The sequence below is a fragment of the Nonomuraea sp. NPDC049625 genome (assembly GCF_040675285.1).
In the GTDB taxonomy this organism is placed as follows: Bacteria; Actinomycetota; Actinomycetes; order Streptosporangiales; family Streptosporangiaceae; genus Nonomuraea; species Nonomuraea angiospora_A.
Window position 1 is genome coordinate 49,709 of sequence record NZ_JBFAOQ010000012.1, and the last position, 20,288, is coordinate 69,996.

Annotated in this window: 9 protein-coding genes; 3 read left to right on the forward strand and 6 right to left on the reverse strand. The window is 73.3% G+C overall.

Annotated features, from left to right (window positions below; all coding sequences use genetic code 11):
• Positions 1-50: 50 nt before the first annotated feature.
• Complete coding sequence (locus tag AB0J87_RS40845; RefSeq protein WP_350735705.1) at positions 51-446, reverse strand: hypothetical protein; 396 nt, start codon at positions 444-446, stop codon at positions 51-53.
• 166 nt (positions 447-612) lie between these two features.
• On the opposite strand from AB0J87_RS40845, the gene AB0J87_RS40850 reads away from it, so the two are divergent.
• A complete protein-coding gene (locus AB0J87_RS40850; RefSeq protein ID WP_363975069.1) occupies positions 613-2,733 on the forward strand; it encodes a hypothetical protein in 2,121 nt (706 codons plus the stop codon).
• 2 nt (positions 2,734-2,735) lie between these two features.
• Here AB0J87_RS40850 and AB0J87_RS40855 read toward each other — a convergent pair whose 3' ends face one another.
• On the reverse strand, positions 2,736-4,064 hold the full coding sequence (locus AB0J87_RS40855; RefSeq protein ID WP_363975072.1) for a hypothetical protein: 1,329 nt from the start codon (positions 4,062-4,064) through the stop codon (positions 2,736-2,738).
• A 17-nt stretch (positions 4,065-4,081) separates the two neighbouring features.
• Positions 4,082-4,375, reverse strand: coding sequence for a hypothetical protein (locus AB0J87_RS40860; RefSeq protein WP_363975074.1), 294 nt, complete (start codon positions 4,373-4,375; stop codon positions 4,082-4,084).
• Between the two features lie 171 nt (positions 4,376-4,546).
• Between AB0J87_RS40860 and AB0J87_RS40865 the strand changes: the two genes are divergently transcribed.
• Both AB0J87_RS40865 and AB0J87_RS40870 read left to right on the forward strand, forming a co-directional pair.
• The gene (locus AB0J87_RS40865) at positions 4,547-6,331 is read left to right on the forward strand and encodes a cellulase family glycosylhydrolase (RefSeq protein ID WP_363975077.1); all 1,785 of its coding nucleotides are present in this window, start codon (positions 4,547-4,549) and stop codon (positions 6,329-6,331) included.
• A gap of 58 nt (positions 6,332-6,389) precedes the next feature.
• Complete coding sequence (locus AB0J87_RS40870; protein WP_363975080.1) at positions 6,390-7,490, forward strand: cellulose binding domain-containing protein; 1,101 nt, start codon at positions 6,390-6,392, stop codon at positions 7,488-7,490.
• On the opposite strand, the gene AB0J87_RS40875 is transcribed toward AB0J87_RS40870, so the two are convergent.
• The 3 genes from AB0J87_RS40875 to AB0J87_RS40885 are packed head-to-tail and all read right to left on the reverse strand — an operon-like array spanning position 7,483 to position 20,287.
• The gene (locus AB0J87_RS40875; protein ID WP_363975083.1) at positions 7,483-7,692 is read right to left on the reverse strand and encodes an MbtH family protein; all 210 of its coding nucleotides are present in this window, start codon (positions 7,690-7,692) and stop codon (positions 7,483-7,485) included. The genes AB0J87_RS40870 and AB0J87_RS40875 overlap by 8 nt on opposite strands.
• Positions 7,693-7,710: 18 nt before the next feature.
• Positions 7,711-9,333, reverse strand: coding sequence for an ABC transporter ATP-binding protein (locus tag AB0J87_RS40880; RefSeq protein ID WP_363975086.1), 1,623 nt, complete (start codon positions 9,331-9,333; stop codon positions 7,711-7,713).
• Between the two features lie 52 nt (positions 9,334-9,385).
• Positions 9,386-20,287 (reverse strand): amino acid adenylation domain-containing protein, encoded by a 10,902-nt coding sequence (locus AB0J87_RS40885; protein ID WP_363975089.1) that lies wholly within the window; start codon positions 20,285-20,287, stop codon positions 9,386-9,388.
• Position 20,288: the final 1 nt, after the last annotated feature.

The window sequence follows — 20,288 nt, forward strand, 5'->3', positions numbered from 1 at the left end:
CGTCCGCCACCGCCCCGCGGGCCTGAGACCTCGCCTCTGCCGCTACGTCCTCACCGCCGGTCGGGCGGACCTGGCGTGCCGATGTTGATGGAGCCGGAGATGTCACCGGCCTGGATGACCGTGCCGGTGATGCGCGCGTCGCCGCCGATGGTGTTGCTCACGTCGTGCTTGTACTGAAGGAGCCGGGCCGTCTCACCGGCCCAGTCCGCCAGCGATCGCTGGAACTCGGCGTCCGCGTGCGCGTGGTCCACCAGGACCCGCGTCGTCTCCTCCGGTGACCTCGTGTCAGCCTGCTCCAAGGCGGCCGTGACGGCGGCATCCGTGCCGAACCGCCGCCGCACGAGGGCCGTCAGCGAGCCCCACGCGCTCTTGCCGGCCTCGCCCGCGGCGCCTCCGACGATGGCGGAGACCACCGCCGTCAGGGTGGCGATGACACTCGGATCCATCGCTCCTCTTTCGCGTGTGAGAGGTGTCCTTCGAGCGTAGATCCACACCGGGGCCGAGCGCGCACGGCACGGGCACTCATGCCGATCGGTTATGGCTTCCCTGTGCGGATCCGAGAGTCCCGGCCGAGGGGGAACACTCCTGAATCGTGACCGGCGAAGAGCGTTCATGGGCGAGGCGGGCGTGGTGAGCGCCGAAGGGGGCGGAATCGTCCGCAATGAGCTCTCCGGGCAGGTGACCGGTGCGGTGGTGCAGGCCGGGGACGTCGGTGTCATCAACATCGCCGCCGCGCCCGCCATACCCGCCGCTCCCGTCCGAGTCCCCCGGCAGGTGCCCGCGGAGCCGCCCGGCTTCGTCAACAGGACGTTCGAGCTGTCGTTGCTCGACCGGCACCTCGCCGACGGTCCCGCCGTGGCGGTCGTCTGCGGCCTGAAGGGAGTCGGCACGAGCGCCGTCGGGCGGCGCTGGGCCCACCAGGCGCGGGAGCGCTTCGGCGACGGCCAGCTCTACGTGGACCTCGGGGCGCTGCGGCACGGTGGGGCGACCGGGGTGAGCGACGTCCTCGCCGCCTTCCTGCGGGCGCTCGGCGTCCACGAGAGCTGGATCCCGGAGGGGCTGCCGGAGCGGGCGGCGATGTTCCGCTCGATGACGGCGGGGTCGCGGCTGCTCGTGCTGGTGGACGGCGCGGAGCACGCCGCGGAGGTGACGCCGCTGTGCCCGGCCTCGCCCGGCAGCGCCGTGGTGGTGACCAGCCACCGTCAGCTGCGCGGGCTGCTCGCCGAGGGCGCGGTGCCCGTCACGGTCGGCCCGCTGGATGCCGAGCAGGGGTTGCGGCTGCTGACCGGGATGCTCGGGGAGGAACGAGTCGGCGGGCAGCGTACGCACGCCGTCGAGCTGGTGCGGCTGTGCGGCGGGCTGCCGATCGCCCTGCGGATGGCCGGCGCGCAGCTGCTGCGGCACCCGGCGTGGTCGGTCGAGCGGCTGATCCGCGACCTGGCCGAGGCCGGACGGCGTCTCGACCGGGCGGCCACGGAGGGCGGGGTGTCCATGGACGCGTTCTTCGAGGCTGTCTATGAGGGATTGCCGGAAGGCGCCGCCCGGCTCTACCGGCTGCTCGGCGTGCTGCCCGGCAGCGCGTTCAGCCCGGGGCTGGCCGCCGCCGTGCTGGACGACGAGCCGGATCAGGCGCTGGACCTGCTGCTCGACGCGCATCTGGTGGAGGAGTTCGCGCAGGACCGCTACCGGATGCACGACCTCGTCCGCCTGCACGCGGCCCGTCGTGCGCGCAGTGCGGAGCCGCCCGAGGCGCGGGAGTCGGCGCTGCGGCGGGCGGCGGAGTGGTATCTGGCCGGGGCGGCCGCCGCCGACGCCGCGATGGGCAGGCGGTTGCGGCTGGCCGACCACGGTGAGCGCGCTGGGTGGTCGTTCGCCTCGCGCGGTGAAGCCCTCGACTGGCTGGACACCGAACGCGCCGACCTGCTGGCGGTGGTGCGCGCCGCCGCCGCGCGCGAGTGGGACGAGATCGTCTGGCAGCTCGCCGAAGCGCTCTGGCCGCTGCACCACGATCGCGGCTATCACGCCGACTGCGCCGAGGCCAACGCTCTGGGGGTGGAAGCCGCGCTCCGCCTGGAGGCTCCCGCCGTGGAGGCCAGGATGCGCAACCAGCTGGCGCGTGCCCAGCTGATGCTCGGCGAGCTCGACCAGGCTCGGGATCAGCTCGTACGGGCCCGGCAAGCGGCCCGCGCGTCCGGCGACCCGAGGATGGAGGCGGTGATCCTGGAGTCGCTGGGCCGGGCCGCCCTCGTCCAGGCGGAGCCCGACACCGCCGCCGAGAGCTTCGCCGCGGCCTCGGCCATCCACGAGCGGGCGGGCAACGGCCGAGGGGTCGGCATGCAGCAGTACCACCTCGGGCTCGCCCACCTGGACGCCGCCCGGCACGGGGAAGCCGCGGCCGCCCTCGGCCGCGCCCTGCCCCTCATGGTGGCCGCCGGAGACGCGCTCAGCCAGGGGCGGATCCACCTGGAGCTGGCCAGGGCCCAACGCGGGCTCGGACGCCGTGCCGACGCGATCCGGTCGGCGCGGACCGCCGCGGAGATCACGCGCGAGTGCCGGGTGCCGGTGAAGGAGACCCAGGCGTGGGAGCTCCTGGCGGAGCTGGCTGAGGACGGCGGCGACCGCGAGGAGGCGGCGGACTGCCTGCGGCGGGCCCTGTCGGTCTGCCTGGCCTCGGGCAACCTGCCCAGGGCCGAGACGCTGCGTGCCCGCCTGGCCGCCGTGGACCGACCCTGATCTCAGGCGTCACAGTTGACGACCACCTGCCGATCGCCCACCCGGACGGTGATCCCGGAGCGGAGATCCTCCCGGCTCCGGCCACGCACGAGCCAGCCGTACACCGCGGACGGCAGGCAGCGGGGCTCAGGATCGCCGCCGGGGGCCGGCGTGGTGCCGACCCGCAGCCGTTCTCCGTCCCTCAACGTCAGGTCGACCGACCGGTCGCCGACGATCTCGGCCGTCATGAAGCAGCCGGGGTAGCGTCGCAGCGTCTCCTGAGCCCAGCCCGGCCGCGGGTCCCGGCCGACCACGATCGCGGCGTTCTCCAGCAGCCGGGGGTTCACCTCCTCGGCGTCCACGACCAGATGCGGGTCACGCACCTGGCCGCCGGGTCGGCGCTCCAGGACGGCGGGATATCGGCGGACGGTCACGCAGTCGCCGCCGACCACCGCCTCCACCTCGAAGGAGAGCACCTCGCCGCGCTCGGGCAGCGGCTCGGCGAGTGGCCGGGCGGTCGCGGGCGCGGCGGGCTCGGGCAGCTCCATCAGCCGGTACGCCAGGCGCCGCAGCAGGCCGTCCGCCTGACCGGGCATGCCGAAGGTACGTCCGGTGACGTCGTCGTGCGGACCGTGGGCCGCCATGACCCGCTCGATCTGCGGCAGGACGGCGCCGGCCGGGTCCAGCCGGGGCAGGGTCCCGGACAGCAGGGCCGTGGGGGAGCCGGGGTCGAGCTCCTCGGCCTCGCGTCCGGAGGAGGCCAGGAGCACCGGGCGGCCCAGGGCGGCGCCGTAGAAGGTGACGGAGCCGTGATCGCCCACGATGACGTCCGACGCCACGAGCGCGGCCTGCCAGCCCTGCTGCGGCGGGAGCACCAGCAGGCCGCCGTCGCGGGCGTCGGCCGGCCACAGGCGTACCTGCAGGCCGCCGTGGCCGTACCAGGCGTTGGGGTGTGCCACCAGCACGACCTGGTATTCGTCGACGGGGAGCTCGGCCACCAGCCGGGCCACGAGGTCGCCGTTCGCGCCGAGCAGGGAATGCGCGCCCCACGTCGAGCTGACCAGCACCAGCTTGCGGTGCGGGCCCACCCCCAGAGCCCGCCGGTAGCGGTCACGCCGGGCGAGGTTGGCCCGGATCCGGTCGAACACCAGGTCGCCGACCACCACGGCCCGCGGGAGCGCCTCGGGACAGTCCCGCTCCAGCCGCGCCAGTTGCTCGTGATGCGACAGGGCGATGGCCGCCGGCACGATCCTGCCCTCGTGGACGAGCTGGCGCCGCGCCAGCCCCGAGACCCCGCTCTCGGGGCCGTCCGCCGGGCTGAGGAGCCGGTTGTACCCGGCGCCGTGCGGCACCACCCACAGCGGGGGCTTCAGCCCGAGACGGCGAGGTGGAACGGCGTCTCCACGGCCTGCGACCAGGGCACGGTCCGCGCCTGGACGCTGCGCAGGTAGTCACCGACGCCGTCGTCGAAGGCCGAGCCGGCCGCGACCGTGAACACCACCTGCACGCGAGGGTCGGACCGGAACAACGGCAGGATCTCCAGCAGCCGGCCGGCCGAGGTCACCGTACGCGCCACCGCGAGGACGGTGCGGCTGGAGCCGACCGTGCGCCACCGGGCAGCCTCGTCCCCGACCGGCACGCGCAGCCAACGCTCGCCGCTCATGAGATCACACTGTATCCCCACCGGTCGGGATGAAAGTTTCAGCAGCGTTCGCCGACTTGTTCAAGGTCGGCGCGGCTGCCCCGTCCCCGGCACCGGGCGCGTTCTTGCGCAGCGGACTTGTCGGGAAGAACGTTTGGGAGCGCTCCCATCGATAAGTCACGGAGAACCCCCATGTCCATTCACCGGAACTCGTGGCGCAGAGCCTTGTCGGCCACGGCCGCCGTGCTGCTCGCCGGATTCGGTCTCGCCGCCGCGCAGACCGCTGCCGAGGCCGCCGCGTCGTGTTCGGCCACCTACTCCAAGGTCTGGGACAACGGCAGCGCCTTCGGCGCCAACATCAACGTCACCAACACCGGTGACCCGTTGACCAAGTGGTCGTTGAGCTTCGACTTCCCCGACAACCAGGTGATCACCCAGATGTGGGAGGGCGTGCCGACCCCGGCCACGCCCACCCCGGCGGGTGCGGCCGTCACCGTCAACCCGACCACCTACAACGCCGCCAAGGCCACCGGGGCGACGTGGACGGTCGGCTTCAACGGCACGTACACCGGCGCCAACAACCCGCCGCCCAGCGTCTCGTGCGTCGGCAACGGCAACGGGGGCCCGCAGCAGCAGGCTCTGGTGGTCTCCTCGACCAGCGTGAGCGTGCCCGAGGGCGGGACCGCGAGCTACACGGTCCGCCTGCAGTCCCAGCCGATCGGCAACGTGACGGTCACCAGCACGGCGGGCACCGGCGACAGCGACATCACCGTGAGCGCCGGCGCCTCCCTGACCTTCACCACGGCCAACTGGAGCACCCCGCAGACCGTGACGCTCCGCGCGGCACAGGACACCGACCGGCTCAACGGCACCCGGCCCATCAGCGTCGCCTCCTCCGGCCTGACCACGGTCACGGTCAACGCCACCGAGGCCGATGACGACGACGGCACCAACCTCCCGGCGCCGATCCTGCGCGTCTCCGGGAACAAGCTGGTCGCCGGCAACGGCAACACCTACCGGCTGCTCGGCGTCAACCGGGCCAGCGGCGAGTTCGCCTGCGTGCAGGGCAAGGGCATGTGGGACAGCGGCCCGGTGGACAAGGCCTCGATCGACGCCATGAAGGCGTGGAACATCCACGCGGTCCGCATCCCGCTGAACGAGGAGTGCTGGATCGGCACCAACGGCTCGCCCAGCGGCGCCGCGTACCAGCAGAACGTCAAGGACTACGTGAACCTGCTGGTGAACAACGGCGTCACGCCGATCGTGGAGATGCACTGGAACTACGGCCAGTACACCGGTCAGGGCGCCGGCTGCTCCGACACCGCGGCGACCTGCCAGAAGCCGATGCCCGACGCGCAGTACGCGCCCACGTTCTGGACCGGCGTGGCCAACGCGTTCAAGGGCAACAACGCGGTCGTCTTCGACCTGTTCAACGAGCCCTACCCGGACGCCGCCGCGAACTGGAACGCGACCGCCGGCTGGACCTGCTGGCGCGACGGCGGCACCTGCACCGGCATCAGCTACCAGGTGGCCGGCATGCAGTCGCTGGTCAACGCCGTACGCGCCACCGGCGCCACCAACGTGATCATGCTCGGCGGCCTGGCCTGGTCCAACGACCTGAGCCAGTGGCTGACCTACAAGCCGACCGACCCGGCCGGCAACCTCATGGCCGCCTGGCACACGTACAACTTCAACACCTGCTCCAACGTCTCCTGCTGGAACAGCCAGGTCGGCGCCGTGGCCGCGCAGGTGCCCGTGCACGCCGGTGAGATCGGGCAGAACTCCTGCGCCCACGACTACATCGACCAGGTGATGGCCTGGGCCGACGCGCACGGCGTCGGATACACCGCCTGGACCTGGAACCCGTGGGGCTGCAGCCAGGGCAACGTCCTCATCACCGACTACAACGGCACCCCGACCAGCACGTACGGCGAGGGCTTCAAGGCACACCTGCTCACCCAGAACCCCTACTCGTAGAACCCCCGGCCCGGCCCGCTGCCAGGCGGGCCGGGCCGACTCATCCGGGGAGTCACCGATGCTTCGCCGATCCCACCTGTACGCCCTGCTCACCGCGCTCCTGCTGGCGGTCACCCTCGGGGCCGCCCCGCCCGCCACGTCGGCGGCGGCGCCCGTGCGCATCATGCCGCTCGGCGACTCCATCACCGCCGGACCCGGCTGCTGGCGCGCCATGCTCTGGCACCGCCTGCAGACGACCGGGTACACCGGCATCGACTTCGTCGGCAGCGATCCCGACGGCGGCTGCAACTACGGCTACACCTACGACGGCGACCACGAGGGCCACGGCGGCTACTCCGCCACCGGCATCGCCGACCAGAACCAGTTGCCGCCGTGGCTGGCCGCGGCCAGGCCCGACATCGTCCTCATGCACCTGGGCACCAACGACATGTGGGGCGGCTTCATCCCGACCAGCACGGTTCTGGCCGCGTACACGAAGCTGGTCGGTCAGATGCGCGCGAGCAACCCCACCATGAAGATCATCGTGGCGCAGATCATCCCCATGAACCCGTCCGGCTGCCCCACCTGCGCGGCCAGCGTGACGGCGCTCGACAACGCGATCCCGGGCTGGGCCGCCGGCCTCACGACCGCGCAGTCGCCCATCGTCGTCGTGGACCAGTGGACCGGCTTCAACACGGCCACGGACACCGGCGACGGGGTGCACCCCAACGACGCCGGCTTCCAGAAGATGGCCGACCGCTGGTACCCGGCCCTCGCGCGGGTGCTCGACGGCGTGATCCCGCCGACCACGCCCACCCCGACCCCGACGCCGACGCCCACCCCGACCCCAACCCCGACCCCGACGCCCGGTGACGGCCGGTGCACCGCCGCCTACCGGGTGATCTCCCAGTGGGGCGGCGCCTTCCAGGCCGAGGTCACCGTGCAGAACACCTCCACGCGCGCGGCCTCCGCCTGGACGACGACCCTCACCTTCGCCGACGGGCAGCAGGTCCGCGAATCGTGGAACACCGCGCTCACGCAGAACGGCGCCACCGTCACGGCGCGGAACGCCGCCTACAACGGCAGCCTGCCGGTCGGCGCGTCCACCGCGTTCGGCTTCAACGCGACCTGGAACAACGCGACCAACACGCCACCCCAGGTGAGCTGCGTGCTCAGCTGAGCCTCTCGGCCAGCGAACGCGGGCGCAGGTCGGTCCAGTGCCGCTCGATGTAGTCCAGGCAGGCGGCGCGGCTGCTCTCGGGGAGGACGACGGTCCAGCCGGCGGGGACCTCGGCGAAGGAGGGCCACAGGGAGTGCTGGTTCTCGGCGTTGACCAGGACCAGGAAGCGGCCGTCGGCGTCGTCGAACGGGTTGGTGGTCATGCTTGATCCCTTCTGGGTTCACCGGGCCACGGCCAGGCGGTAGTTCTCGTCGGTGGTGAGCAGGTTGCGATGGGTGTCCTCCGCGGTGATGACGCCGTCGTCCAGGACGAGGACCCGGTCGGCGGCGTCGAGGAGGGCCGGGCTGCTGGTGATCACGACGGTGGTGCGGCCCCGGCGCAGCTCCGCGACGTTGCGCGCGATGAGCTGCTCGGTGACCGCGTCGACGGCCGTGGTCGGGTCGTGCAGGACGAGGATGTCGGCGTCGGCGGCCAGGGCGCGGGCCAGCGACAGCCGTTGGCGCTGCCCGCCGGAGAGGTTGGCGCCGCGGTCGCGGACGCCGTAGTCGAGCCCTTCGGGGTGGAGGGCCACGACGTCGACCAGCATGGACGCCTCGACGGCTTCGGGGACCATGCGGCCGGTGCCCGCCGGGTCGATGTTCGTGCGGAGGGTGCCCGCGAAGATCTCCCCGTCGTACGGGTTCACCAGCATGCGCTCGCGGACCGCCTCGATCGACAGGTCCGCCGCCTCCCGCCCGCTGACCCGCACCAGGCCCTCGTACGCGCCGGGCGGGACGTGCACGGCCAGGATCGACACGAGATCGGCCGCCGCGCGCGGCTGGTAGGCGGCGATCGCCACGAACTCCCCGGCCGGCACGTGGAACTTCAGCTCGCGCAGCGCCCCGTACCGGACGCCGTCGACCTCCAGGTCCCCGCCCGCGGACGGGCGCTCCGGCCCCGGGGTCATCACCGCGGGCGCGGCCAGCACCAGCGCCATCCGCTCGGCCGACGCGCGCGCGATCATCACGTACTTCGGCATCTCCGAGAACAGCTTGAGCGGTTCCATGATGAACTGCGCCAGCCCCACGGCCATGACGAGCTGCCCGATGGAGATCCGGCCGTCGAACGCCAGCCACCCCGCCGCCAGGGTCACCGCGGTGGCGAGGATGGCGTTGAGGATCTGCGCGGCGCCGGCGTACGCGCCGTTCACCCTGGCGACGGTGACCGCCTGGCTCCTCGCCTCCGTGCTGACCTTCCGGTAGGACAGGAACGCCGCGTGGGTGCCGCCGAAGCCGTGCAGCGGCCGCAGCCCGGTGATCAGGTCGGCGACCTTCGCGCCCGCCCGCGCCACCCGGGCCTGCTGCTCGCGGGTACCGGCGCCGATCCGCCTGGACAGCACGCTCAGGATCGACAGGATGGCGACGGTTCCCACGATCACGAGCAGGCCGAGCCACACGTTGGCCGTGCCCAGGGCGATCGCCGTGATCAGCACCGCGACCAGCGAGCTGACCAGCAGCGGCACCACCTCGATGATGTCGGCGGTCTGGTCGGCGTCCTCGGTGGCGATGGTCAGGACCTCGCCGGACTTGAGGTCGACGTCCCTGGCCACGGGCTGGAGCCCGCAGGCCGCGACCCGCACCCGCCAGCGGTGCGCCTCGGTCGTGTTGGCCTTCTGCAGGATGCGCATCCCGAACCGCCACGACAGCGACACGGTCGTGATGATCACGGCCAGCGCGGCGATCGACACCGCGAGCGAGCCGAGGCCGCGCTCGCGCATCGTGTGCTCGACGATCAGGCCGAGCGCGATGGGGAAGGCGGTCTCGCCGGCCTGGTACATGCCCATGAGGACGGTGCCCCAGGCCATGGCGCCCGCGTTGCGTCGCAGTGCGGTCCGTAGGATGCCGGACCCCGTACGGTCAGGAGTTGTCATCGAGGTGCCGGGCAATCGCTTCGGGGGTCCGCAGGGCGAACAGGTCACGAATGGTGATCACGGGGCCGTACTCGCGGCGGAGCATCCCGATCAGCCGCACTGCCAGCATGGAGTGCCCGCCGAGGGACATGAAGTCGCTCACCGCGCTCACCTCGTCGTCGTCCAGGTCCAGCGCCTCGGCGAAGAACTCGCACACCACGGTCTCGGTCCCGGTCGCCGGGCCGCGCTCACCCGCGGTGGTCAGCGCGCCCAGCGGCCTGGCCTCCGGCAGCGCCTTGGCGTCGGCCTTCCCGTTCACGGTCAGCGGGATGGCGTCGACCTGGGCGTAGTGCGTGGGGCGCAGGAAGTCCGGCAGCCCGGCGCACACCTCGGCGGCGACGGTCGCGAGGTCGGAGTCGCCCAGCACGAGGTAGGCGGCCAGCCGGTACGCGCCGTCCACCTGGGGGTCCGGCTGGGCGACCGCGGCGGCGAACCGCACCGCCGGGTGCGCCTCGAACGCGGCCTCGACCTCGCCCGGCTCCACCCGATGCCCGCGGATCTTGACCTGCTGGTCGGTGCGGCCCAGGTACATCAGGTTGCCGTCGGGCCGCCGGACCACGAGGTCCCCGGTGCGGTACATGCGCTCGCCGGGCTCGCCGTACGGGCAGGCGACGAACCGGTGCGCGGTCTGGGCGGGCTGCCCGAGGTAGCCGCGCGCGATGCCGACGCCCGACACGTACAGCTCGCCGGGCACGCCGTCCGGAACGGGCCGCAGCCACGGATCCAGCACGTACACGTCGGTGTTGTCGATCGCCACGCCGACCACCGGGTCCTGGCACTCGAAGGTGCCGACGCCGAGGGTGTTGATGGTGTACTCGGTGGGTCCGTACAGGTTGTAGCCGACCGTCCCCTCGGTTTCGGCGAGCCGGCGCCACAGCGCCGGGGTGACCGCCTCGCCGCCCAGCAGCACGAGCGCGGGCCGCCGCGCGGGGTCGTCGAGCAGCCCCTCGGCCACCAGCTGCTGCGCATAGGTGGGGGTCACGTTGATGACGTCGATCCCGTGCTCGAGGCAGTACTCGACCAGGCGGGGCGCGTCGCGCCGCAGCTCCTCGTCGCAGATGTGCACCTCGTGGCCGTCGGCGAGCCACAGGAGCTCCTCCCACGACATGTCGAACGCGAACGACACGGTGTGCGCGATCCGGAAGACCCGGTGCCCGTGCCGCGCCAGCACCGGCTCGAAGATCCGGCGCTGGTGGTTGATCAGCATGTTGGTGAGCCCGGCGTACCCGGTCACCACGCCCTTGGGCTTCCCGGTGGATCCGGAGGTGTAGATGGTGTACGCCGGGTGCCGCAGGCGGTCCGGGTCGCCCGGCGCGAACGTCGTGAACGGCTCGGCCTCGGGCAGGGGGCGGTCCAGCTCGATCAGGTCGCCGGTCAGCCGGGGAGCGACCGCGCTCACGGTGAGGATCACGTCCGGGCGGGCGTCCGCGACGATCGCGGCGATCCGCTCGTCCGGGTGGTCCAGCTCCAGCGGCACGTACGCGGCGCCGACGCGCAGCACGGCGAACAGCGCCACGATCGAGTCGAGGGAACGCGGGATCGCCAGGCCCACGGTCGTCTCGGGGCCGATGCCGCGCCGGGCGAGCACCCCCGCCACCGCGCGGCTGCGGTCCCTGAGCTGGGCGAACGTCATGGTCCGGCCGTGGGCGACGAGCGCGACCCGCTGCGGGCCGCCCTCCGCCGCCCGGTCGAACCGGTCGACCACGGTGTCCGTGCCGACGTCCGTGCGTACGGCCGGCTCGGGCTCCGGCCCCAGCCCTCGCAGCGCGCCCACCGGCCCGGTCGAGCGGGCCAGCTCCTCCAGCACGCGCACGTAGTCGTCCAGGAGACGGCGGGCGCGCCCGGCGTCGTCGTCGCGGTGCTCCAGCTTGATCGTGAGCCGGTCACCCGGCGTGACGACCCAGGTGAACGGGTAGTGCGTGGAGTCCTCGGCGCGCACCTCGGTGATGCCGTGCCGGGCGTTCATCGTGGCGAGCGCGTCCAGGTCCAGGAAGTTCTGGAGCACGAACAGGTTGTCGAACAGCGTGTCGTGCCCGCTGGCCCGCTGGATCTCGCCGAGTCCCAGGTGCTCGTGCTCCATCGCCGCGACCCTGGCCGCCTGCACGGCGGACAGATACTCCCGTACCGTGTCGTCCGGGCGGGCCCGCGTCCACATGGGGACGGTGTTGAGCAGCACGCCGACGATGTCGGACAGGCCTTCACCCTCCCGGCCGGAGACGGTCACGCCGAACACGGCGTCGCTCCGGCCCGTGTGCGCGCCAAGCAGCAGGCCGAACGCGCCGGTCAGCACCGAGTTCAGCGTGACGCCGTGCGTCCTTGCCGCCTCCCGCAGCAGGTCCGACTGCCCGGGGGAGAGGGTGCGTACGAGGGCGCTCGGCAGCTCGTCCGGCAGCGACGGAGACGGCCCGGCGAGCAGCGTCGGGCCGGGGAGGCCGGTCAGGTGCTCCGCCCAGAACCGTTCCGACGCGGCGAGATCCCTGGCGGCGAGCGCCCGGGCGTGGCTCTCGAAGCTCGGCGTGGCCGGGACCGGGTCCAGTGGCTGTCCCGCGAGGACGGCCTGATAGGCGTCGAACAGGTCCCGGAGCACGATCTCGCGGGACCAGCCGTCCCACAGCAGCAGGTGGTAGCTCAGCAGCAGGCCGTCGCGGTCGCCGGGCAGGCGCACCACGGTCAGCCGGATCAGCGGCGGCTCACCCGGGTCGAAGCCCGTGTCGCGGTCCCGGGCGCGCAGGGCCTCGACCTCCGCGTCCGTCGACAGCGCGACCACGCGGACGTCGATCCGCCGGCCGGCCGCCAGGACCTGGACCGGGTCGCCGCCGGAGTCGGTGGTGAAGCCGGCGCCCACGACCGGGTGCCGCGCGATCACGTACGCCATCGCCTCGGCCAGTGCGCCGGTGTCCAGCCGCCGGTCGAAGGTGAAGTAGTTCTGGGCGACGTAGTGGCCGGCCGAGTCCGCCAGCTGGGCCTGGAAGAACAGGCCCTTCTGGAGCGGGGTGACCGGCGCCGTCCACTCGGCGGTCGCGGCGGCGTCCGCGATCCGCTCCACGGCGCGCCGCCAGTGCTCGGCGAGCTCGTCGGGGACGCCTTCGGCGAGGGTGAAGACCGCGCGCAGGCTTCCGGTGGCCGCGTCGATCCACGCGTTGACCTCGACGGCGTACGGGCTGCCCTGGTCGCCGCCGGTGATGTGCCCGGTGATCTGCAGGGCCTGGGACTCGCTGCCCCGGCCGAGGTAGTTGAACAGCACCTGCGGGCGCGCGTTCAGCAGCGGCGCCGTCTGCGGGTTGAGGTATCTGAGCTGGCCGTAGGCGACGTGCCCGCGCTCGTCCGGCTGCCGTTCGGCGAGCTCGCGCGCCGCCGCGACGGGGTCGGTGTGCGCGGTGAGCCGTACGGGCGCGATGGAGGTGAACCAGCCGACCGTGCGGGTGTAGTCGTGGTGTTCGAGCGCCGGGACCCGGCCGTGCCGCTCCAGCTCGATCGCGAGGTCGGTGGGCGACGGCTGGACGTGCGTCAGCGCGGTCCGCAGCGCGCCGCACAGCAGCTCGGTGACACCGACGCCGAGCGTGGCGGGCGCGGTACGCGTCACGCGGGCGGTCACCTCGGGCGCGACCTCTACCACGGTCTCGCGCAGCCGCTCGACCACGGGCAGCAGCGGGGGCGCTTCGAGCGTGCCGACCCAGTGCCCGAGGTCGTCGATCGCCTGGGCGGACCCCGCCGCCAGCGCGCCGGCGTACTCGGCGTAGGACGTGGTCGGTGGTGCCAGTGCCGCCCCGCGCAGGGCGGCGGCCAGGTCGTCCAGCAGGACCAGCCAGGACACCGCGTCGACGGCGAGGTGGTGCACGGTGACCACGAGGGTCCGGCTCGCCGCCAGCCAGGAGAACGCGATCATCTCCCCGGCCTCGGGATCGAGCCGTCCGGCGGCCTCGTTCGCGACGGCCGTGGCGTCGGTCGCGTCCGTACGGGCGACGGTGACCTGCCGGGCGGGTTCGGTGCGCAGCGCCCACACCCCGTGCTCGACGCGCAGCCGCAGCCGGAGGGCCGGGTGCGCGGCCACGACGGCCTCGGCGGCGCGTCCGACGTCGGCGAACCCGGTCCCCTCGGGCGCCACCAGCGTCCTGGCCTGGGCGAACCGGGCGAGGGAGCCGCCCAGCCCCCGCTGGCGCAGGATGATCGGCGTCGGCGTCAGCGGACCGTCCTCATGAGAGGCGGGCACCGGCTCCGTGGCCCGGGGCGCTCCCAGGTGCCCGGCGAGCGCGCGCGGCGTCCTGAGCAGGAACACGTCCCGTGGGGTGATCGGCAGGCCGAGCGCCCTGGCCCGGTTGACCACGGTGATGATGACGATGCTGTCGCCGCCGGCCCTGAAGAAGTCGGTGTCGCCGTCCACCTCGCCGCCGGGCAGCGCGTCGGCGAAGATGCCGACCAGCGCGGCGAGCATCGGGGTGTCGTCCCGCTCGGTGTGCTCGGAATCGCCCGCGGGCACCGGAGCGTCGTCCCGCCCGGCGTGCTCGCTCAGGGCCTTGCGGTCCAGCTTGCCGTTGACGGTCAGCGGCAGCGTCTCCACGCGGAGCACCCGGCGCGGCACCATGTGCGCGGGCAGCTTCGCCGACAGCAGCCCGGTGACGTCGCCGGGCACCCGGCCCACGACGTGCGCGACCAGGTGGTCCCCGCCGCCCGCTACGGTGACGGCCACGTCGACCACGCCGTCGAGCTCCCTGATCGCGGACTCCACCTCGCCGAGCTCGATGCGGAAGCCCTTGAGCTGCACCTGGTCGTCGGCACGGCCGGCGAACTCCAGCTCGCCGTCGAGCGTGCGGCGGGCGAGGTCGCCCGTGTGGTACATGCGGGAGCCGTCGCCCGCGAACGGGTCGGCCACGAACCGGCTCGCGGTGAGCCCCGGCCTGCCCAGGTAGCCGAGCGACACCTGGTCGCCGGCGACGTAGATGGCGCCCACCCGGCCCGGCGGCACCGGCCGGAGCCGGTCGTCGAGCAGGTAGGTGACCAGGCCGGGGATCGGGCCGCCGATCGGGCTGGCGTCGTCTCCGGCCGCGAAGTCCGCGTCGGTCAGCACCCGGTGGGTGACGTGGACGGTGGTCTCGGTGATACCGTACATGTTGACCAGCTCGGGCGAGCGCGTGCCGTGCCGCTCGACCCAGCCGCGCAGCCGCCCGAGGTCCAGCGCCTCGCCGCCGAAGACGATCCGGCGCAGCGCGGTGACCGGCTCGCCGGCGTGCCGGTCGGCCTCCATGAACTGGTAGAACGCCGACGGGGTCTGGTTGAGCACGGTCACTCCGCGCTCGCGGACCAGCCGGTGGAAGTCGACCGGGGAGCGGGTCAGCCCGTACTCCGGCACCAGCAGCTCACCGCCGTGCGCCAGCGCGCCCCACAGCTCCCACACCGCGAAGTCGAAGGAGTAGGAGTGGAACTGCACCCACACGTCGTCCGGGCCGAAGTCCATGTCCGGCCGGGTGTTCGCGAGCAGCGTCACCACGCTGGAGTGCGGGACGACGACCCCCTTGGGCCTGCCGGTCGATCCGGACGTGTAGATCACGTACGCCGGGTCGTGCCAAGTCACCTCGGTCGCGGTGGTGTCCAGCGGCAGCTCGTCCCCCTGGACGAGCACGCGGGCCGGCACGCCCGCCCTGGCCGCCAGCTCCGCGAAGCGGTCCCGCTGGTCCCGGTCCACGAGCACGACCTGCGGGGCGGCGTCGGCGAGGACGTACTCCAGCCGTTCGTCCGGGTACGCCAGATCCAGCGGCACGTACGCGCCGCCCGCGCTGACGATCGCGACCAGGGCGACGACCTGCTCGACGGAGCGCGGGACGGCGACGGCGACCCGTTCACCCGGCCCGACCCCGGCCGCCCGCAGCGCCGCGGCCAGCTCGTTCTTCGCCTCCGCCAGCTCGCCGTAGGTCAGCGACCGGGTGCCGCCGTCGAGACCGCACTGGGTGACGGCGGTGGCGGCCGGGTCGCGCTCGGCGGCGGCGTCGAACAGCTCGCCCAAGGTCGCCGGGGTGACCCGCGCGGGCTGCCCGGCGCCGCCCGGCACCAGGTCGTCCGGCCGGGTGAGCAGGCCGGTCAGCGCCCGGGTGAACGTGCGCAGGATCGTCTGAGCGCGCGCCTCCCGCAGCAGCTCGCCGTCGTAGATCAGGTTGAAGCGCGGGCGGCCGTCGCGTGCGCGCTCCACCACCAGCGTCAGCGGGTAGTGCGGGGCGCCCTCGTTCACGATGCCGGTGATGGCGAACTCGTCGCCGGGCCTGCGCAGACCGCCCACGTCGGCCGCGACGTCGAACACCACCAGGGTGTCGAACAGAGGGCCGCCGCCGGCCTGGCGGCCGATCCTGGTCAGGGAGACGTGCTGGTGCGGCAGCACCGCGCTCTGGTGGTCCCGCACCGAGGCGAGCAGCTCGCGTGCCGTGGTGGCGCCGTCCCACCGGACGCGTACGGGGATCGTGTTGATGAGCAGGCCCACCATGTCCTTGATGCCCGGCACGTCCGCGTCGCGCCCGGACACCGTGGAGCCGAACACCACATCCTTGCCCGGCAGGATGCCGCCCAGCGTCACCGCCCACGCGCTGTGCACGGCGACGCTCAGCGGCACACCCGCCGACCGGGCGGCCGCGTCGACGTCGTCGTCCGGCTCCACCGCGGTCTCGGCGTACCGGCCGGACGGGGTGTGCCCCTCGGCCACCAGCGAGGGGCCGGGCAGGCCGGCGAGCTGATCGCGCCACACCCGGTCGCTCTCGTCGTCGTCGCGCGCGGCCAGCGCCCGCACGTGGTCGGCGAAGCCGCCCTGCGGGTACGCGGTCCACGGCGCGTGATACTCGGCCAGCAGCGCGCGCAGCATCGGGGGCACCGACCAGCCGTCGGCGAGGATGTGGTGCACGGTCTGCACCAGCACGTTCCCACCGGAACCCGTACGGATGAGGGTGAAGCGCATCAGCGGACCGGTGGCCAGGTCGAACCCGGCGCGGCGGTCCCGTTCGGCGTGGTCGCGGATCTCGTCCTCGGTGATGCCGGGGCGCTCCAGCGTGGTGAACGGCGCCTCCACCCCGCTCTCCAGCACCGAGACCACGCGGCCGTCGGCGAGGGCGACGAAGCGCGCGGCCAGGTTCGGGAACAGGTCGAACAGCCGGGTGGCCGCCGCCGCGAGCCGGTCGGCGTCCACGTCGCCGTCCAGCGTCATGATCTGCTGCTCGACGTAGCTGCCCGCCGAGTCGTCGTCGAAGACCGAGTGGAAGTACAGGCCCTCCTGCAACGGGGTCAGCGGCAGGATGTCCCGCAGCGCCGGGCCGTCCAGGGTGTCGACGTCGGCCTGCGTGAGAGCCACCGCGGCGAAGTCGCTGGGGGAGTGGCCGCCCTGGTCGAGCGCGGCCAGCCCGGTCAGAGCCGCCCGGAAGTACTCGCCGATCGTCGCGATGTCCTCGTCCGCGAACATCCCGTCCGGCCAGGAGATGGCGGTGAGCAGCTCGTACGCGCCACTCGCGCCGGGCTCGGCGATCGCGTTGAACTCCAGGGCGCGCGGCAGCCGCATCCCCGGGTCGCGCTTCTCGCCCAGCTGGCCCGTGGCGCCCGCGAGCCGCCAGTCCCCGGACACGCCCGCGTCGTAGCGGCCCAGGTAGTTGAACAGCACCTGCGGGGCGGGCGCGGCGAACCCGGTGCCGGTCAGGTAGCGCAGGGCGCCGTAGGAGACGCCGTTGCTCGGCACCCGGGCGAGGTCCTCCTTGACCGCCTTGAGCGCCGCGGACAAATAGTCGGGAGCGGTGAGATCGGCCGCCGCGCCGGGGTCCACGGTCACCGGGAACAGCGTGGTGAACCAGCCCACGGTCCGCGACAGGTCCGGCTCGTAGCCGGCCGCGTCCGCCACGAACCGTCCCTCGCGGCCGTGGCCCTCGAGTTCGATGTGCGCGTACGTCTGGTCCTGCCCGAGGTCGCGCCGCCACCGGGCGAGGGCGACGGCGAGCGCGGTCAGGAGCACGTCGTTGACGCCCGCGTGGAACCTCGCCGGGATCTCGCCCAGCAGCGCGGCGGTGACCTCGGGGCCGACCGGGACGACCTGGGTCCGCTCGCGCGCGACGGTGTCGGACGCGGACGGCGGACGCCTGCCCAGCGGCCCGTCCGCTCCCGGCAGGGGCCGCTGGAAGTGGTCGCGGTCCGCGTCGAACGCCGCCTGCTCCAGCAGCTGCGTCCAGCGCCGGAACGACGTGCCCACCGGGGGCAGCTGGATCGGCGTGCCCGAGGTGAGCTGCCGCCACGCCGTGGCCAGGTCCTCCATCAGGATCCGCCAGGACACGCCGTCGATCACCACGTGATGCGCGACCAGGACGAGCTGCCGCGCCTCGCGCCGCCAGACAGCACGGAGCATCACGCCGTCGTCGGGGGCCAGCCCGGCGGTGGCGAGCCGGACGCACTCGTCGAGCGGCCGGTCGCTCTCCTCCCACCCGACGACGGCCCCGTCCGCCTCGGGGATGTCGAAGCCCCAGCGCTCGCCGCGCACCAGCCTGGCGCGCAGCATGTCGTGCCGCCTGACCAGGGCGGCGAGCAGCTCGCCGAGGGCGCCGGCGGTCAGGTGGGCCGGGGTGTTCAGCACCACCGACTGCACGAAGCCGTCGATCGCGTCCGTGTGCTCGCCGAGCCACTGCACGATGGGCGCCCCCGCGACGGGACCGGTCGCGACGTCCCCGCGATCCACCGTGGAGACGTCGTCACGGGTGGCCGCCGCGGCGAGCGCTCCCACGTTGCGGCTCGCGAAGATCTGCGTCGCCGTGAGGTGGAGGCCCGCGTCGCGCAGCGCGCTCAGCAGCGAGATCGCCAGGATGCTGTCGCCGCCGAGCCTGAAGAAGTTCTGGTCGACACCGACCTCGTCCAGCCGCAGCACCGACGCGACCGCCGCGCACACCAGGCGCTCGTTCTCGGTGGCCGGCGCGACGATCGCACCCGTCCCGATCGCCGGCTCCGGCAACGCGCCCCGGTCCAGCTTGCCGTTGGCGGTGAGCGGGAACTCCTTCATCACGACGACGTGCGCGGGCACCATGTACTCGACCATGTGCTCGGCGGCCCACGCCTTGACCTCGTCCGCCCGCAGGTCGCCGCTCCCGGCCGCCGGGATCACGTACCCGACCAGGTAGGTGCCGCCCGCCGCGTTCTTCCTGGCGACGACGCAGGTGTGCCGCACCCGGGGGTGCTCCGCGAGGCCGACCTCGACGTCCTCGATCTCCAGCCGCATGCCGCGGATCTTGATCTGGTTGTCGGCCCGGCCGAGGAAGTCCAGCGACCCGTCGGGGGCGAAGCGCGCCAGGTCGCCGGTGCGGTACAGCCGGGACCCGTCCCCGGCGAAGGGGTTCGCCACGAACCGGGACGCCGTCAGGCCGGGCGCGTTGACGTACCCGCGGCCCAGGAGGAAGCCGCCCACGTACAGCTCGCCGCCGACGCCGACCGGGACCGGGCGCAGCTCCTCGTCCAGCACGTACAGCTCGGTGTTGGGGTTGGCCTTGCCGATCGACGTCGACAGGCGCTCGGCCGCGCCCCGGTAGATGACGTGCGAGACGCCGATCGTCGTCTCGGCGGGGCCGTAGCCGTGGTACATGGGGATGTCGAGCCGGGTGCGGAAGCGCTCGTACAGCTCCGGGGTCAGCACCTCGCCGCCGCACCACACGTGCCGCAGGCTGTCCAGCCGCCCGGAGTCGCCCGCGATCTCCAGCAGCACGTCCAGCATGGACGACACCAGGTACGTGAAGGTGACGCGCTGCTCGGCGATCACGCTCAGCAGGTGGTGCGGGTCGCGCTCGCCGCCGGGCCGCAGGACCACCAGCCGGCCGCCGCACACCAGCGGCAGGAAGATCTCGTTGATGGAGATGTCGAACGACAGCGGCGCCTTGAACAGCGACGCGTCGTCGTGGCCGAAGCCCAGGATCTCGCGGGACTGCCACAGCAGGCGCTCGCTGATCGCCTCGTGCCGGATCATCGCGCCCTTGGGCCGCCCGGTCGAACCGGACGTGAAGATCACGTACGCCAGGGCGGGACCGGGGACGGCGATGCCGGTGTCCTCGGTGGGATACGAGCCGAACCGCCAGTCGCCGAGGTCGACGGCCACGGCCTCGGGCTCGCCCGCGCCGCGCTCGCCGGAGTCGTTGAGCTGCGCCACGACCCCGGCGTCCTCGATGACGACCGCCCGGCGCGCGGCCGGCCACTGCGGATCGAGCGGCACGAACGCGCCCCCCGCCTGGAGCACGCCCAGCAGGCCGATCACCATCTCGGCGGAGCGGCCCAGCGAGATGCCGACGATCTGTTCGGCGGTGAGCCCGCGGTCGATGAGGTGGTGGGCGAGCTGGTTGGACAGCTCGGCCGCCTCGCGGTAGGTCAGCGACCGGTGCCCGTCCACGATGGCGACGGCGTCCGGCCTGGTCCTGGCCTGCTCGCGGAACATCTCCACGATGGTCGGGCGGACCCGGTCCACGTCGTTGTCGTTCCACGCGGCCAGGGCCGCGAGCCGGGCCGGCACGCTGGACGGGCCGATGGTGCCGATGGGCCGATCCGGGAAGTCGGCCAGGTCGTCCAGCGCGAGCTGCGCGTCGGCCGGCGCGACTCCCTCGGGGACGGTGATGCTCCGGCCGTCCGCGCCGACCTCCCAGCCGGCGACCCCGTCCCCGCCGTTGTCGGCCCATCCGAGGACGTCGGCGAACAGGGTGGCGGAGGTGAGGTCGAGACTTCCGGGGCTCTGGCCGGTCGCCCAGTAGGCCAGCCCGATGGCGCACGCCTTGGTGATGGTCCTGTCGGAGTAGCCGCCGGTTCGCCGGCGCACGTCGGCCAGGCGCGCGGGAGAGAGCAGTGCGAGACGAGTGCTCGGTTCCGTCATC

Coding starts and splice junctions, on each gene's coding strand:
- AB0J87_RS40845 (WP_350735705.1), bottom strand. CDS start 446: ATGGATCCGAGTGTCATCGCCACCCTGACGGCGGTGGTCTCCGCCATC.
- AB0J87_RS40850 (WP_363975069.1), top strand. CDS start 613: ATGGGCGAGGCGGGCGTGGTGAGCGCCGAAGGGGGCGGAATCGTCCGC.
- AB0J87_RS40860 (WP_363975074.1), bottom strand. CDS start 4,375: ATGAGCGGCGAGCGTTGGCTGCGCGTGCCGGTCGGGGACGAGGCTGCC.
- AB0J87_RS40865 (WP_363975077.1), top strand. CDS start 4,547: ATGTCCATTCACCGGAACTCGTGGCGCAGAGCCTTGTCGGCCACGGCC.
- AB0J87_RS40870 (WP_363975080.1), top strand. CDS start 6,390: ATGCTTCGCCGATCCCACCTGTACGCCCTGCTCACCGCGCTCCTGCTG.
- AB0J87_RS40875 (WP_363975083.1), bottom strand. CDS start 7,692: ATGACCACCAACCCGTTCGACGACGCCGACGGCCGCTTCCTGGTCCTG.
- AB0J87_RS40880 (WP_363975086.1), bottom strand. CDS start 9,333: ATGGCCTGGGGCACCGTCCTCATGGGCATGTACCAGGCCGGCGAGACC.
- AB0J87_RS40885 (WP_363975089.1), bottom strand. CDS start 20,287: ATGACGGAACCGAGCACTCGTCTCGCACTGCTCTCTCCCGCGCGCCTG.